This is a genomic window from Muricauda sp. SCSIO 64092 (genome assembly GCF_023016285.1).
GTDB lineage: Bacteria > Bacteroidota > Bacteroidia > Flavobacteriales > Flavobacteriaceae > Croceivirga.
The window spans coordinates 3,108,354-3,125,785 of sequence record NZ_CP095413.1 but is presented as its reverse complement, the minus strand read 5'-3'; the positions used below and the strand labels follow the sequence as shown (position 1 = coordinate 3,125,785).

6 protein-coding genes and 2 pseudogenes are annotated in these 17,432 nt (G+C 40.6%); 2 read left to right on the top strand and 6 right to left on the bottom strand.

The window, feature by feature from the left end:
- The first annotated feature begins 44 nt into the window (after positions 1–44).
- Both L0P88_RS13165 and L0P88_RS13160 read left to right on the top strand, forming a co-directional pair.
- Entirely contained in the window at positions 45–788 is a 744-nt protein-coding gene (locus tag L0P88_RS13165) for a GLPGLI family protein (RefSeq protein ID WP_247130382.1), read from the top strand.
- A gap of 21 nt (positions 789–809) precedes the next feature.
- Positions 810–956, top strand: a pseudogene (locus L0P88_RS13160) (cysteine peptidase family C39 domain-containing protein); the annotation flags it as partial.
- Between the two features lie 23 nt (positions 957–979).
- Here L0P88_RS13160 and L0P88_RS13155 read toward each other — a convergent pair.
- The 6 genes and pseudogenes from L0P88_RS13155 to L0P88_RS13130 all read right to left on the bottom strand — a co-directional run bounded on the left by L0P88_RS13155 (position 980) and on the right by L0P88_RS13130 (position 17,391).
- Positions 980–1,799, bottom strand: a pseudogene (locus L0P88_RS13155) (integrase core domain-containing protein).
- Positions 1,800–2,095: 296 nt separating this feature from the next.
- On the bottom strand, positions 2,096–5,458 hold the full coding sequence (locus L0P88_RS13150) for a VCBS repeat-containing protein (protein WP_247130380.1): 3,363 nt from the start codon (positions 5,456–5,458) through the stop codon (positions 2,096–2,098).
- A 10-nt stretch (positions 5,459–5,468) separates the two neighbouring features.
- On the bottom strand, positions 5,469–8,858 hold the full coding sequence (locus L0P88_RS13145; protein ID WP_247130379.1) for an FG-GAP-like repeat-containing protein: 3,390 nt from the start codon (positions 8,856–8,858) through the stop codon (positions 5,469–5,471).
- 250 nt (positions 8,859–9,108) lie between these two features.
- Positions 9,109–10,539 (bottom strand): RagB/SusD family nutrient uptake outer membrane protein, encoded by a 1,431-nt coding sequence (locus tag L0P88_RS13140; RefSeq protein ID WP_247130378.1) that lies wholly within the window; start codon positions 10,537–10,539, stop codon positions 9,109–9,111.
- Positions 10,540–10,556: 17 nt separating this feature from the next.
- Positions 10,557–13,652 (bottom strand): SusC/RagA family TonB-linked outer membrane protein, encoded by a 3,096-nt coding sequence (locus tag L0P88_RS13135; RefSeq protein WP_247130377.1) that lies wholly within the window; start codon positions 13,650–13,652, stop codon positions 10,557–10,559.
- 427 nt (positions 13,653–14,079) lie between these two features.
- Positions 14,080–17,391, bottom strand: a complete 3,312-nt coding sequence (locus tag L0P88_RS13130; RefSeq protein ID WP_247130376.1) for a glycoside hydrolase family 2 TIM barrel-domain containing protein — start codon at positions 17,389–17,391, stop codon at positions 14,080–14,082.
- Positions 17,392–17,432 lie beyond the last annotated feature (41 nt).

Sequence of the window (17,432 nt, the reverse complement as noted above, 5' to 3'; positions counted from 1 at the left end):
AAATCCTTATTCCTTATTCCTTACTCCTTTTAATTAAAGTAAAAATGAAAACAATTTTTAGTCTATTTTTTTTGACAACTACATTTTTTTATTCTCATTCACAGAACTATCAAGGTATAATAACTTATAAAGCGATATCCAATAGTGACAATTATATTTTGAATCTAAGTAACGATTCTACAAAAACAGAGAAAATCAGAAAAGACCTTATAAAGCTATTTTCTTCCGGAAAACCAGTAAATTTTCATTTGTACATAAAGGGCAACGAAGCATTATTTAGACCAGTCGTAAGCCACGAAAATATGATAAGCACGAATAGTGGCATGAACGTGACAGGGGTTCTCGCTGGAGAACACTCTTTGTTTTATGCAAACTTGAAAACAAAAGAGAGAATATTTCAGTATCAGAGAACCTCTAACATACTTGTTAACTTGTCCGAAATCGATTGGGAATTGACCAATGAAAAAAAAGAAATTGGAGACTTTGTTTGCTATAAGGCACAAGGAAGTTTCAGCTCGGAACGATTTGGTTTTAAAATATTAAAACCATTTATCGCCTGGTATGCATCCGAGATTTCAGTGCCATTCGGAATAGCCGGCTTTGACGGGTTACCTGGCTTAATGTTGGAACTAATCATAGAATATGAATATGGGGAATTGAAATATTCAGCTACTCAAATCAATTTTGAACCTTTAGAAGATGTGCATATAGAGAAGCCGGTAGGAAGACAAACAATGTCTGAAAAGGAATATGGGCATTACGTTAATAAAAAACGAAGCAGTTTTTAATCATAACATTTCCAATTCTTTTTGAAAACTTTTCCTTTCTATAAACAACCTGATTCTAAGGATTGCGGGCCGACTTGTCTGCGAATCGTTGCCAAGCACCATGGCAAACTTATTTCTCTGCAAGAAATCCGGGAACTCTCCGAGACCACAAGAGAGGGTGAAGACTTACCCCTTTTCGTACAGCGGTTAAATTAAACAAATTGATGTTTCAAAGGGGCCTGCCCCTTTGAAAATTCCTCTAAATATTCCTTTGGGCTGCTCCTTCCCAATGACTTATGGGGATGGAAACAGTTGTATTCTTCCCTGAACCTCTCTGTCTCAAGGTTGACCTCTTCGATGTCCCTGAACAGGTGCGCATCGAGCACGTCCTCCCTGTAAGTTCGGTTGAAGCGTTCTATGTATCCGTTCTGGCTGGGTCTGCCGGGTTGGATGTACTTTATCTCGATGTCCTCCTCTACCTCACAATAGTTCACAAATACCCTTGAGGGGAACTCTGGCCCGTTGTCCACCCTGATGGCCAATGGCTTTCCATGGACCTCGATGGCCTCCCTCAAGTACTCCACGATTCGCACACCTGGCATGGAGAAGCTGCCCCTCATACAGAGTGCCTCACGGTTGAAATCGTCCATTAGGTTGAACACCCTGAAGCTACGGCCCGTTACCAGGCTGTCGGACAGGCCCGCGTGATGCCGAGCCCGGACTCCTTGATTATCCCCTCGGCCAGTTCCCTCCGCTCACAGGGCCTTAGAGCTTTTTTTCAATGATATCCTTTAAAATACGGTGGTCAAGACCAAGGTCGGCATACATCTGCTTCAGCCTGCGGTTTTCTTCCTGCAATGATTTGAGTTCCTTGAGCTGTTGGGCGTCCATACCCCCATATTTGCGCTTCCAACTGTAAAAAGTGGCAGTTGTAATACCCTTGTCCCGACAGATGTCGGTGACCTTCATTCCCGATTCATACTGTTGCAGCATCGCAACGATCTGTGTTTCCGTGAACCTGCTCTTCTTCATGAGATAAAAATAGTTGATTTTTATACTGTCTGAAAAACAGGGAAGCCTTCACTAAGATCAAGGAAAATTAAAATCCCCCAAAAATTTCAACATTTCAATCAGCGAATCCCAACTCGGAAAGCTTTACGATAAGCAGCTTCGATTCCAAGAATCAAGTATTGAAACTGGCGTATTTTACATTAACGGAAAAGCAAAGGGGAGAAGTAAGGAGACATTTTTTTCAATCAGGATATTATTCCTTTTAGTATTCGAAAAATAATGACCTACTAAGAGGGAAAAGCGTGCTAAAGAGTAAATCAATCATTATCCATCCATTTTGTGACAACAAGCTTCAGTCTATCATTGTTTCTGGCAAAAATGATTCCTTCATCACCGTTTGCCAAATGTATCACAGCTGCAGCCCTAACCTCGCCCCGGATGGACAGACCGGTTTCAGAAGCTTTTTTAGGATCAAAGTTACCTTTTCCGTCGCCAGTGACCAATAATCCATAACTGGCATCATTCCTGGGTGTTTCCACTTCAGACCCGTATAGATTGCCCGCCAAAATCAAGTCCGTATGACCGTCGCCATTATAATCCCCTGGAACAATAACATTGACGGAAGAGATTTGGGCCTCATTCCCCAAATTATGTGGAACAAAACCGTTACCCTGATTTTCAAAATAGGTTGTTGCAAAACGATGCGCTTGATAATGATAGGTATCATTCAAATCAGAAACATCATAAATTTCATCAAAGGTCGCATTGGCAAATGCCTTATACGTTGGAAATTTTTTCTTGATATCAGGAACCTGCTGGGAAGAACATTGTCTGCCCCGAACCGGATAAAGCAAATTGTTTTCATAATAGCCCAATGCCAAGTCCAGCGTTCCGTTGTCGTCAAAATCGCTTGCATAAATTTCAAATGGCTCGGTTTCCGACGCCTTAAATTTATAATTCAATCCTAAATTACCTGCTATCAAATCCGTATCCCCATCACCGTCAAAATCTTCAGAAGCAATACTGTTCCACCACCCCGTTTGTTTAAGAAGCCCTTTTTCTTCCGTAACATTTTTAAAGGTTTTCTGATTCAAAAATACGGTGATTGGCATCCATTCCCCGACAATCACTAAATCTGGCTTTTTGTCTGAGTTCATGTCTGACCAAACGGCATCGGTTACCATCCCTAATTCATTAAGCTGTGGTGCAAGCTTAGCGGTGACATCGGTAAAAACTATCTTTCCCCCTTGACTATCATTACGCAACAGTTGACTACTTGCCGGCATAGGATATCCTCCTGGTATTTGTCGACCTCCAACAAACAGATCCAAGTCCCCATCGCCATCAAAATCGCATTCTCTAACGCATGAACCACTGGAAGTAACTCTGGGAAGGGCTTGTGGTGCTTTTTTAAAATTGCCTTTCCCATCATTTATATATAAACGATCTTGGTAATACTCCAAATCCTTCTTTTCTTCATTGCCCCCACTGACCACATACAAATCCTTATCAGTATCTCCATCGGCATCAAACAGCAATGCAAAAACATCTTCATGCAACCGGTCATTTGGCCATGATTCATTTTCCATTGGATGAAAAAATGCTTCTTCATCTTGTAGGTATAGTATTCCAGATTGTCCCTTGGCGCCTCCTACAAATATATCATCCAAACCATCCCCATTGACATCGGATACCGCAAGTGCCGGACCATGTCTGGACATTCGATGCGGCAATAATACTTCCCTTTTAAAATCATCAAAATCATTTTCTTTGTGGACATAGTCCAAACCCCTGGGATTTTCTACTTTAATGCTTTTGAACAATGGCTCTTTTTTTTCGGGGGACAATTGCCTGGAACAATTCTGTTTTTGCGTAAATGTAACGAGCTTGTTTATAGTGATATTGGAATAAACATCAGCACAGCCGTTGGGCCATTTGACCTCAATGGCATCAATTTTTTTGAAGTTTCCAACACCAAAATGTAAAATAGGTGGGACAGAGGATTGATACCCCCTGGACAAACTTAACTGTTGCGTCTGTTCGACTCCATTGGTTACAATTTTCACTTTTGCGCCTATACCAAACCGATTGTCAGTCACTCCATTCAATTTTACTTTTATGTACGCATTTGGAACACTATCGTTCAATAGGTTTTCAAAAATCAATGCATTATCGTCCATATTATTTATGGCAATGTCCAAATCCCCATCATTGTCAAAATCAGCATAGGCCGCTCCGTGAGAAAACCCTTTATATGATAGCCCTGAGCTTTCCAGTGCCTTTTTAAACGTTAGATCACCATTGTTCACGAATACATAGTTGTCCACGGGACTTACTGGCATTCGGCGCAACAACCTGTGCTGATTGGTGCTATTGATTTGTCCCAAAGCCTGTAACTTTTGGTTGAACAAGAGGAAATCATTATCATTCACATTTCTTCGAATACCATTTGTAATATAAACATCCTTAAAACCATCGTTATTAAGATCTGCGATAAGTGGACCCCAACTCCAGCTGGTTTTTGCGATTCCCGATAATTCCGCGATATCACTAAAAGTGCCATCACCATTGTTCAGTTGCATGCTGTTTTTCATATATTGATGATGCAGTCCAAAATCCACCGCTTCATAGAATATTTCCGGTGCCATGGCCGACATATTTGTCTTTCGGTCCTTATTGGTGTCGCCCATCATATCCAACTGCAATAAATCCAAATTCCCATCATTATTGATATCACCGACATCGGCACCCATCCCAAAATTGGATGTGTGATTCATATATTGCGATAGTTTATCCGTAAATGTGCCGTCCCCGTTGTTAATGTACAGGAAATCAGGAGAATTAAAATCATTGGAAACATATATATCAGGCCAATCATCATTGTTGAAATCGGCCACCGAAGCACTTAATGTAAGTCCATAATTGATAACACCGGCTTCATCCGTTACATCTACATATTTTCCATTACCTTCATTCCTATACAATCTATCCGTTTCAGATTCCCTAGGATTCCCATTCTTTTCCACAAAGAATTGGTTGGGGCTTTGAAAATTGAATGGTGGGTATGTAGCAAGGTACATATCTAAATCCCCATCAAGGTCATAATCAAAAAAACTGCTTTGTACAGAAAATCCATTATCCGCCAATCCATATTCCGCTGCTTTTTCATCAAAGGTCATATCCCCCTTATTGATAAAGAGTAGATTTTTTCGATTTTCATAAGGCCCGGAAACGCAGACGTAAATGTCCAACCAGCCATCATTGTTGACATCAGCCATAGTGGTGCCAGTGACCCATCTGTTCATGTCCATCGCACCTACTTTTGCATCATCCGTAATATTAGTAAACTGAAGATTTCCATTATTCCGGTACAGTTCATTTTTTACCATATTCCCGGTAAAGTAAATATCAGGAAGCCCATCATTGTCAAGGTCCCCTACGGAAACCCCTGCACCTGCATACATATAAGGAAACGTAAAGTAATTCAACCTACGTGTTTCCCTGATGCGGTTTGCAAATCCAATATTTGAAAGTTTGGGATCCACCTTGGAAAAAGAAACATGGTTATTGGCAATTAATTTATTTTTCCTCTTGTCCAAATCCTTATCCTGACCGCAGGAAGTAGCCATAAGTATTAAAATAAGGGCACCAATAATCCTAATATCAAATTTCCCACCCATTTTAAAACAGTTAATTCGAGGGCTTTTTGTTTATTGCCACAATTCTTACCATGTCACTATTTCGGGCAAAAAGTAGGGCCTTCGTACTATTGGCCAGCGTTAAAAACGATGCTTCCCTAATTTCTCCCCTAACAAACAGACCACTTTCTTCAACGGTAATTGGCTTAAAGTTGCCTTTTCCATCTCCCGTTAAGACAAGTCCATAACTGGCATCGTTTCTAGGGGTCTCCACTTCGGAAGAGAACAGGTTACCGGCCAACAACAAATCTTTCTTCCCATCATTGTTATAATCTTCTATCAAAATAACATTGGTGGATGACATTTGTGCCATATTGTTCAATATATGGGGTATAAAACCATTTTTCGTATTTTCAAAATAGGTTGTTGCAAATGTTGAGGCAACAAAATGTTTGGCCCCTTCACTACTCCCTTTTCCATATACCTCTTCAAAACTTGCTCTAGCGAACATATCATAGGTAGGAAAACGTTCTTTTATTGAAGGTATCTGTTGTGAAGAACATTCCCTACCCCTTAATGGATACAGAACTCCTCCTTGATAGTATCCCAAAGCAATGTCTTGGGTGCCATTTTTATCAAAATCGCCTGCATAGAGTTCAAAAGGTTCTTCTTGAGAGGCCTTGTATTTATAGTTCAATCCGAGATTTCCCGCAATCAAATCCATATCCCCATCGTTGTCAAAATCCTCAGAAACTATCGTATTCCACCAGCCTCGATTCGCAAGCGTACCCCATTCTTCCGACTGTTCTTCAAAGGTAGCACCCCTATTTATAAAGACTCTGATTGACATCCATTCACCTACTACGACCAAATCAAGTTTTTTATCTCCGTTTATATCAGTCCATACCCCATCCGTCACCATACCAATATCAACTAATTCAGGAAGCATTTCATTTGTAATATCCGTAAAAGAAAGGGTTGAACCATCCCCATCATTTCGGAGTAGTACACTGGTAGCTGCATTTGGATAAAGTCCCGGAATCTGTCTTCCACCTACAAAAACATCCAAATCCCCATCGTTATCAAAATCAGCGGTACGGACCCGTGAGCCACTGATTCTAATATCGGGTAACGCACTCATATTCAAACTGAACTGTCCACTTCCGTCATTAATGTAAAGCCGGTCCCTATAATATTCCGACCCTTTCATATGTTCATTGCCTCCACTAACAACATATAAATCATCATCGCCATCACCATCGGCATCAAAAAATGTCGAGGATACATCTTCAAAATTTTTGTCCAAATGCCATAGGTTTTCCATTGACCTATGGAAACGGCTGAGGGAATCTTGAACATATAAATTCCCCGAGAAACCCAAAGCTCCCCCTATGAATACATCATCATATCCATCACCATTCACATCTGAAATAGACAGGGCCGGTCCAAAACGAGACATCCGATGTGGCAGCAATACTTCTCGGTCAAAATCATTAAAATCATTTTCTGTGTGGGTGTAGTTAAGATTCACGGTCTCATTTTCAATATCTATAATAGGTGGTTCAAGATTCCTATCACTATGGTTGGAAGTTTTTGTAATGGCATCTTTATAGTCCACTTTGAGCAATCGATTTACTTTTACCCTTTGGAGGCTCTGTATCTTGCCGTCTGGCCATTGGACGACAAGGGTGTCCACATTTTCTCGTCGACCCAGACCAAATTGGATGATAGGTCCTACCGAGGACTGATAACCCCTTGAAAGGAAGTTTTCTTTTGTTTGTTTAAGCCCATTGCCCAATATGACCGTGACTTTTGCGCCAACACCATTATTATTGCCCTCAGGGCCTATTAGTTTTATACCCAAGTAATTGTTCTTTTTTATGAAGGAGGCATTGTTTTTATAAACAAAAGCATTTTGATCAATATTATTGGTTACAATATCCAAATCCCCATCATTATCCAAATCGGCAACAGATATGCCATTGGTAAAAGTTGGTATTGTAATTCCCCAAGAGCTATTTTCCTTGGTAAAGGTCAAGTCTCCATTGTTACGATATATATGGTCAACAGCCGGGCGCTCTGGCATTTTTTGCAATAAGGACAAGAAAAGGGAATCCCTATTTACACTTTTTTGCCCATGCGAACCATCCATCACTTTCTTCTTATATCTAACAAAATCATTGTTTCTAAAATCCCGTTTTAGACCATTACTGATATAAGCATCCTTCCACCCATCATTATCAAAATCTTCCAATAAAACGGACCAACTCCAATCCGTTGAAGAAACACCTGCCATATTTGCAATATCACTAAAATTCCCTTTTCCGTTGTTCAGTTGTAGGGCATTGTACATGTATTGATGTTGAAAACCATGTGCTACAGCACTCCAAAACCTTTCGGGGTTCATACCGGACATGCTTGCTTTTGAACTGTAATTGCTTTCACCCGACATATCAAGCGAAAAAATATCATTGTAACCATCGTTATTGACATCGGCAATATCCAATCCCATGGAAAAATAGGACATGTGATTAAGCATATCTTTACTGCTTTCTTTAAAGGTCCCGTCTTTTTGATTGATATATATGTAATCATATTCATTGTAATCATTGGAAATATAAAGATCGGGCCAACCATCATTATTGAGATCCCCAGCAGCGACCCCCAGTCCAAAACCAATTTCATGGCCATAGATACCCGCTTCCTCACTGATATCTGTAAAAATGCCGTCATCGTTCCTGTACAATCGGTCGCTCACGAGATCTGAGCGCACACTCCGATCAAATTCATAAACCAACCGGGTATCCACATTGTAATTGATTAGGAACATATCTAAATCGTTATCCCTGTCAAAATCAAAAAAGAGTGCCTGTGTGGAATATCCATCATTGTCCAGACCGTATTGTTTGGCCATTTCCCTAAAATGGGGAATGCCCTTGTCATCAGCTCCTTGGCTGATAAACAGTTGGTTTGCCCTTTGTTCTTTGCTCAATTGTCCAGATCGGCAGACATAGATATCCAGAAAACCGTCACCATTAACATCGGCCATAGTGACTCCGGTAGACCAACTTGGGCTGTCTTTAAGACCAGCAGGAATTGTGACATCTTGAAATTTCAAATCTCCCTGATTTATGTAAAGTTTGTTGGGAGACATATTCGCAGTGAAATAGATATCGGAAAGACCATCATTGTTGAGGTCACCAATAGCCACGCCTCCCCCATTATAGAAATATTCGAACAACAGACCATTCATTTTCCCACTTTCCCTAATTACATTTTTAAAACGTATTCCCGTTTCATCTGTGGAAAGGAGTTCAAAAAGTTTTATCTTGTCGGTAATCGGAGTAGTTTCGCCTCTATTTTCCTCAGGGTTACAACTTAGGAACAGTATTACAAGAAAAAGACCCTGTACAATTGAGCCAAGACATTTTTCCACCCTCATAACAATTGATTTTAAGTCCACGCTTAAGATTAAAGCATTTGTTTTATAGAAAATCCAGAAAGAAAATAATTCTATCAAAGCCATACGGCAAATCGACCAAAAATTGTAATGAATTCAAGTAGTATTAAAAACGAATTTTGGACGGTCTATTGCCGTCCAAAATCCGTTTTATAACTATCGCTAAAATCAATAATAGTCAATCAAATGAATGTAAAAAAAACTTTTCTTCAAAAATCCATGAGGATAAATCTTAATATCCTACATTTTGATTCAATTCCGGGTTTACATCAAGTTCCACTTGGGGAATAGGTAATACTTCGTGTGTCCCAGGGGTAAAGTTGGTTTCCGAAGCGACATCGCCAACAATGCCCCACCTTCTAATATCCAGGCCACGGGCACCCTCAAAATACAGTTCAAGTCTTCGTTCAAGACGTACCGCATCCCGTGCCTCATCTTGTGACAAGCCTGTAAGATTAGGCAATCCAGCCCTTTGTCTTACTTGGTTTATGCGATCTAATGCTTCTCCGACCCGATTAAGTTCTATCAATGCTTCGGCATGCATCAATAAGACGTCTGCGTAGCGCATCCAAATCCAGTTATGGGGACCATCCAATAAATCACCATCTTCAGCTATGTTTGTTCCCCTGGTGTATTTGGCCAAGCCTATGGGCCATATTGCTTGAGAGTTTTCAGGGAATTCCACATCCTCAAAACTATCCCCATCCACAAAGAAGGTGGCACCTTCTCTAATATCCCCATCTTCATATGCGTCAACCGATTCTTGAAAAGGCTGTAGAAAACCCCAACCCCCACCGGCTCCGAAGCCAGAGCCATTCGGCGGCAAAATGGTATTTTGATGACTTCCCAAACTTGGATCCAATCCTGCCGCAAACTGTATCTCAAAAACAGATTCCTGACTATTGTCAATTAAAAATACATCAGCAAAGTTATCCAAAAGGGAATAGCTCAAACCTTCCACTAGGGCAAATTGATCGGCCGCGCTCTGCCACTGACCATTAAACAAGTGGGCTTTGCCTAAAAACCCAAGGGCAGCTCCTCTTGTGGCACGACCTACGTCCGATCCTTCGTAAGAATTGGGCAATACCGCACTCGCCGCCGTGAAATCATCAATGACCTGTTGCCATAGTGCTTCTGGGGTACTATTGCTTACGTTCAATTCATCGGGTGACAACAATTCCGTTATCAGGGGAGCAGTACCCCAAAAATTTACCAATCGCATCATCATAGCACCCCTTATAAACTGTGCTTCTCCAATTAAACGTGCCTTGAGCGCTTCATCTCCTTCAACATCAGGCAATGAGTTGATTACGATGTTCGCCCTATATACAGCTTCATAAGTATTGTTCCAAGCCAATTGAACCACGGAGTTATCAGGTTGCAACGTATAATCTCGGATTTGATTAAGCACCACCAAATCAGGATTCGCCCTAGTATCGCCACTCCACATTTCAGAAATTGGATCGTACGCGTTCCAAGTCTCAATAGCAGTAAGGGAGCTATATGCAGCATTCAATGCCAAAATCGCGTCATCTGTAGACGTAAAAGCAGTGGATAGTTGTCCTATGGGTTCTTTCTCCAAAAAATCATCGTTGCATCCCAATGTCCATAGCAGACCGAACGCAATCATTGTCCTAATAAAATTGACCTTTTTTATATTCATTGTTTAGTTTTTCTAATTTAAAAAGCAACATTAAGTCCCATTACATAGGATCTAGGAATGGGATACGTCTGGAAATCAGCAATATCCTCTCCCCCATCAAATTCGGGAGTGTACCCGGTAAAGTTCGTAAAACGATATAAATTCTGAGCACCTACATAGACACGCAACCTAGACATACCCAAAATGTCAAGTATATTATCAGGTAAGGAATACCCCAATTGTACGTTTCGAATCATCAGGTAATCCCCATCTTCTACATAAAGGTCTGACACCCTGTTATTGTTGTTGGGATCCCCAACTACAGCCCTCGGAATACGATTACTGGTTCCTTCCCCAGTCCAACGATTGACCCATCGAATATGCGTATTCTCGAAATTACGGAACGCAGCCGCAGCCCTAAACCTATAAACATCCCTGCCAATATCACCGTTTAACAATACCGAAAAATCAATATTTTTATAATTTATCGAGGCATTTATCCCATATGAAATGTCGGGTTGAATTTGCCCCAAAATAGTACGATCATCCGGTGTAATTTCGCCATCTCCATTTACATCCTTCCAACGAACGTCACCAGGGGCTGCATTTTCATGACCAGGAATGGCAGCATCAACCTCCGCTTGATTTTGGAAAATACCATCGGAAACGAAACCAAAAATAGAGTTTAGCGCTTCCCCCTCCCTCTGAATAAAATTACTACTACCACCAAAAATAATTTGCCCATCATTTGCAGTGGCCAAGGAGGTTATCTCATTCTCATTGGTAGATATATTACCCCCTATGGAAAAGGAGAAATTGTCCGACAACTCATCGGAATATTGTACCGCGACTTCAAAACCTTTGTTCACCACAGAACCGGCGTTGACCACTGGGCCATTAACCACACCACTGGAACCTGGTATGGGTTGACGCAATATCATATCGTTCGTCTCCCGATTATAATAATCCAAGGTCAATGATACTTTACTGTCAAACAACAAGGCATCCAAACCTATGTTGGTCGTTGTAGTACTCTCCCAGGTAATATTGGGATTCCCCAAAGCCGTGGGAGCTGCACCCGGTACCGGAGTCTGACCCACACCCAAAACATAATCCTGCCCCAAACTCAAGGTTGTAGCAAAAGGGGTCAGGCCAATAATATTATCCAATTCTTGATTACCTAATTGCCCCCAGCTCCCTCGTATCTTAAGATTATTAATAAAACCTACATCAAAAAATTCTTCCTGAGAAATATTCCAGCCTGCCGAAACCGCGGGGAAAAACCCCCAACGCTCATCTTCGGCAAAACGGGAAGAGCCATCAAAACGATAATTAAAGGCCAATAGATACCGATTGTCAAAATTATAGTTCAACCGTCCAAAAACGGATTGCAAGGCCCATTCACCCGCTGTTCCATTATTTACACTAGAGGCGACATCCCCAGCATCAAGTACCCTGATAGGTTCTTCTTCCGAGGGAAATCCTTCCCGTCCAGCCTCGAAAAAATCAAAACGAAAGCCTTGTTGGCTATATCCCGTAAGCAATTCAACATTATGCTTTTCCTTAAACGTTTTCCTGTAGGTCAACAAACTTTCAAAAATCCAGTTTTTTTCTTCTCGATTATTTTGTGTTAAGTCAGCCAAGGGATTTTGCCCTTCCGATCCGTTATCCAATACTTTGGCAAACGACTTGAAGTTCCGGTTAAGATAATCAACCCCCAGAGAACCTCTCAGCGTAAGGCCTTCCAATATTTTGGCCTCTACGTAAATATTGCCTAAAAGCCTATTATTGTAGAGGTCGTCATCAGTTGCTTCAATCGCAGCAAGAGGATTGATCCCAGGAGGTTCGTTAGGAAATTGATTGAACCCAAAACTGCCATCGGGATTAAAAACGGGAACCGTAGGAGGATAGAACAACGCACTTCTAAAAGACGAAAAATTCTCATTGCCTTCACGATGGCTTCGGCTCAATGAAATGGAGTTCCCGATTTTAAAGGTGTCGCTGATGCGATGGTCCAAATTCAACCGAAAATTCGCACGAGTAAATTCCGACCGCTGCAACAGCCCTTTCTGGTCAAAAAGTCCTGCAGAAATGGCAAAGTTGGTCTTTTCACTTCCCCCACTGACCGAAACTTGATGGGTCTGGGTCAAACCTGTCCTAAAAATAACATCTTGCCAATCGGTATTGGCCGTGTTGAATTGGGTAGCCTCAAATTCTTCTATAGTGGTAATCCCATTAGGCAAGAAGTCACCATTCCTTAAAAAATCAAATTGGAAGGCGATAAATTGATCTCTGTTCAATTGTTCCACAAAATCCTGCACTTCATCCGCAGTCACAAAGGTATCATAGGTTACCTTGGTCTTGCCAGAACGCCCCCTTTTGGTAGTCACAAGTACAACGCCATTTGCCGCCCTTGACCCATAAATGGAAGCAGAGGCTGCATCTTTTAAAATGTTTATGGATTCAATGTCGTTTGGGTTGATATCTTCCAAGCCCCTTGTGGTCAATTGACCATCGATTACTACTAAGGGACTATTACTGTTAACTGTACCAAGTCCACGAATCCTAATGGATGCACCAGCGCCCGGTCGACCACTGTTCTGCGATACCTGTACCCCTGGCACCCTTCCTTGGACGGCTTGTGCCGGGGAATTAATCACGTTGTTCTCAAATTCTTCACCCTTAACCGTGGCCACCGCACCGGTCAAATCCCTTTTTCTTTGGGTACCATAACCTACCACAACCACTTCATCCAAAGCAGATGAGGATTCCTGCAGTGAAACCGAAATGCTACTCTGCCCCTGAATCGATATTTCCTTAGCTTCAAATCCTATGTAAGAAATCACCAATATCGCGTCTGCACTTGAAACGGCCAATGAAAAGTTTCCATCAAAATCCGTTTGCGTTCCATTGGTCGTTCCCTTTTCAATAACATTGGCCCCAGGTAAAGGGGTGCCATTTGTGTCAAAAACTGTTCCAGTAATCGTTTGCTGGACAGTGATTAAATCCATGTCAGTCCCAAGATTGGTGTAGGCATCACCATGAAAACCGGCTTCCATCGTAGATACATTAAACAATAGGGTGACGATAAATAATCGATAAAGCCACCTATTGATTTTTGAGTTCCGAATCATAATTTAAGTTTTAGTTGTTCAGTTTTAGATTGTTATGGTTTTAAATAAATGCGTTAACGTTAACACATTTTCACAAAACATAATCAAAAGTAAAGGTTTGGTTAAGTTTTGCTGATAGGAATTTCACATATTACGATACTTTTTTTGCTTTTTTTATGAATTATTTAAGAATTTAAGTTTTACTTTTCAACGATCAGGCACATTTTTTCCGAAAAATGATAAAACACCATCAACTTTTTAATTTCCTTTGCTTGTAAGGTCAAAATAAACTTTTGATAACATAAATTATGGCCTCCCTTTACCATAAATAGTGGGATAGTTTATCAAGTAAAATATGTGTTTTGATTAGAGGAAGAAATGTTTAATAAACCCAATGAAACTGTTCCTCTATAAAATCATCATCTAAATTTTAAGTTATTCCAAACCACTAAAAAGAGCAGGACACGTATTTTTTGAACTTGTCGATAAAAAATTCTTGTTTTTCACGGATAAATGGAATAAGGCAGAAAGCGTAAGAATGTTCCATATCACCCATGAATACGTATTGTTTTTGAGGAAGTGCACCCCAGCTGTTATCCCCTCCAACCCCGCGTTGTCCCAAGTCAATATTCAATTGAACCACGTCCTTTTCCTTAATATCGGTGGTATGTTTTCGAAAGTCTATTTGAGGAGCAATACCATTTTTTGAGTAGGCACCCTTTTTCTTATTTTGCTCATAACTCAAGCCATTGGTAGCATCAAAGTCTTCTTGCAACATGTGCAAAGCGCTCATGCCCAAATAATCGGGATTATCTCCCGAAGCCACTATCAAAAGACCTTCATCTTGTTCATTAGCCAAAGCCATCCATCTTACTTGGGTTCTGTATCCGTTCTCCTGTGGCCTTATATAAGGGACATATAAATCCTTAACTTTAGAGTTATAAAGATCAATATAACTGGAACTGTTTCTATCGGAATAATTTTCCCATGGTCCTTTTCCAAAATAGGTGAGGTTGTCAAATTCCTTTGGAATATCCATTTGAATGCCAATACGGGGTATATCCCCCTCATAATTGGTTGTCCCCAGACTATTTCGAATACTTATGACCCCTGATCCCAATATTATATATTTGGAGGTAAAAATGGTATCCACACCGGGCAGGTCATATGTGACATGAATCTCAACCCCTCCATCATTACGTTTTATTGCCCTAGTTTCTGTAGCTTTTGCCAAAAGGGAAGCTTCTTTCCATTTGATATTATTCAGGTGCATCTTATTACCCAAATCATTATCCGTGGGAGCTCTCCAAAAATTGGGTCTTGGACCCTTGCCTGCGAGAATAAGTTCCTTTCCATTGAATCGATATGAAACCATTCTCCCCAGGGATTTGTCAAATTTCAAATCCACTTTGGAATTACTTACATGTATCAAATCATTGTATTGTCCTAAAGACAATTTCTCTCCAATTAAAATATTCTGTGTATTCCAATTTATAAGGTCTTTCAACAAAATCTGTTCCCCAGCCACTTCATAACCTCTTTCCAGTGACCCCCAGTTTTCTTTGAGCTTTGCAGAAAGTTGTACAAAATATTCCGTATTCTCTTTTTCCTCAATGCCATCCAAAGGAATTCGAATAAGTTTTCCTGTATGCGGCGTTATGTCCAAGCTTCCCAAATCAAAAGACTTCAGAATCGCCCCATTGGCCTTAATTTCAGCAGAGAATTCGAATTTTGATAAGCTGGTGAAATCGTAAAGGTTTTCAATAAGTATCCGGATTTGTTTCTCCTTGTTTATACCTTTGTATTTAAAATTGATATTCTCATAAACCTTTTTGACCTCATAAAGGCTTGGTTGTGGGCTTCTGTCGGGAAAAACGACCCCATTGTTCAAAAAACCGTTGTCTGAAGGCATGTTTTCACCATAATCCCCACCATAAGCATAGTAACGTTGCCCTTTGGCATTGGTCTTCCAGATGGACTGATCCACCCAATCCCATATGAAACCTCCCTGTAGGTTATCATACAACTCTATGATATCCCAATAATCCTGAAAATTTCCTGTACTGTTCCCCATGCTATGGGCATATTCGCTGGGGATGAAGGGCCTATCTGTTTTTGTCCTTCCAATTTTCCGAAAAAGAGAGGGTGATGGATATTGTGGAACAATAATATCAGTATTTGAATCCATATCCCAAAGATTTGGATCTTCCCCTTTATATGACCTTTCATATTGTACAGGTCTTCTTTGCTGATCATTTTCTTTGATTGCCTTGTAACCTGTATGAAAATTTACACCATTTCCAGCTTCATTGCCCATGGACCAAATAATGATTGATGCAAAGTTCTTATGCCTTTCAACCATACTAACCATTCTATCCAAATGTGCCTTTTCCCAATCCGGATTCTTGGCCAGACTATGTTTTCCATAATACATCCCATGTGATTCAATATTGGCCTCGTCCACCACATAAATACCGTACTTGTCGCATAACCCATAAAAGTTATCCCCCCTGGGATAATGGCTCAAACGTACTGCATTGATATTATTTTCCTTCCAAAGGCGTATGTCCTTTAAGATAAGCTCTTCATCCATAACGTGTCCTGTGGCCGGATCGGTTTCCTGGGCATTGACCCCTTTTAGGGTAATGCGTTGTCCGTTGACCAAAAGCAGTCCGTTCTTTATTTCAATGGTTCTAAAGCCCACAGAATGTGATATTGATTCCAGTACATTTCCCTTATTATCGCTAGTGGTTAGGACGAACTTGTAGAGGTTTGGATGCTCAGCAGACCATGCCCGAACATTTTCAACAACACCTGAAAAGTTGGCATTCCCAACCTCTCCCTTTTTGACTGAAATTCTCTTGTCCCTATTTAAGATAATGCTACCATCATTATCCAATAGTTTGTAATGAACATTCACATCTTTTCTTTTCCGGTCACTGTTATGAAATTGTACGTTTATGTTCAGCGTGCCATTGATATAGCCCTTATCCAATAGGGCCATTATTTCAAAGTCCTTTATCCTAGTTTTGGGCTGAGCATATAAATAGACACTTCGTTCAATGCCACTTATGCGCCAAAAATCCTGACATTCAAGATAGGAGCCATCCGTCCATCTAAAAATTTGTAGGGCAATTCTATTTTTGCCAGATTTTAGATATGGGGCTATATTGAATTCTGCAGGCAGTTTACTGCCCTGCGAATATCCCACATAAGAACCATTGACCCAGACAAATCCCCCTGATTTCATAGCTCCTATATGCAAAAAGATTTCTTTGCTGTCAAGCCACGAAGAATCGATTTCAAATTCCCTTATATATGATCCTACGGGATTATAGTCATGGGGTATCTTTCCCGGTGAAGCAGGGTAAATGCCATCTACAAACTCCATTTCGGATGAAACAGGCGCTTTATAGTCTGCAAACTCGTATTGGTGGTTTACGTAAATAGGGATACCATATCCTTCAATTCCCCAATTCGAAGGCACTTTGATAGTGTTCCATCCGCTGCTATCAAACTCATTTTTATAGAAATCCACTGGTCTTTGACTTGGGTTTTTCACCCAGTTGAATTTCCAAAGACCATCCAATCCCAAATACCGCTCAGACTCCTCTTTATTTCCGGTAATGGCTCTTTTTTCAGTAGAATAGGATAGAAAGGACGCGTGAGGGTCTTCTTTGTTTTCACTGATTATGTTAGGATCTTCAATATACGTGTAAACATCCCCATCCTGGCCAGTAGCGCACAAAGTGAAAAACATGTATAAAAAGCATGCTTTTTTAAGAACAAAGTTTATTGTCA

Excerpts from the sequence above, each read along its gene's own strand:
- L0P88_RS13150 (WP_247130380.1), bottom strand. The coding sequence starts at position 5,458 with ATGGGTGGGAAATTTGATATTAGGATTATTGGTGCCCTTATTTTAATA.
- L0P88_RS13140 (WP_247130378.1), bottom strand. The coding sequence starts at position 10,539 with ATGAATATAAAAAAGGTCAATTTTATTAGGACAATGATTGCGTTCGGT.
- L0P88_RS13135 (WP_247130377.1), bottom strand. The coding sequence starts at position 13,652 with ATGATTCGGAACTCAAAAATCAATAGGTGGCTTTATCGATTATTTATC.
- L0P88_RS13165 (WP_247130382.1), top strand. The coding sequence starts at position 45 with ATGAAAACAATTTTTAGTCTATTTTTTTTGACAACTACATTTTTTTAT.
- L0P88_RS13130 (WP_247130376.1), bottom strand. The coding sequence starts at position 17,391 with ATGTTTTTCACTTTGTGCGCTACTGGCCAGGATGGGGATGTTTACACG.
- L0P88_RS13145 (WP_247130379.1), bottom strand. The coding sequence starts at position 8,858 with ATGAGGGTGGAAAAATGTCTTGGCTCAATTGTACAGGGTCTTTTTCTT.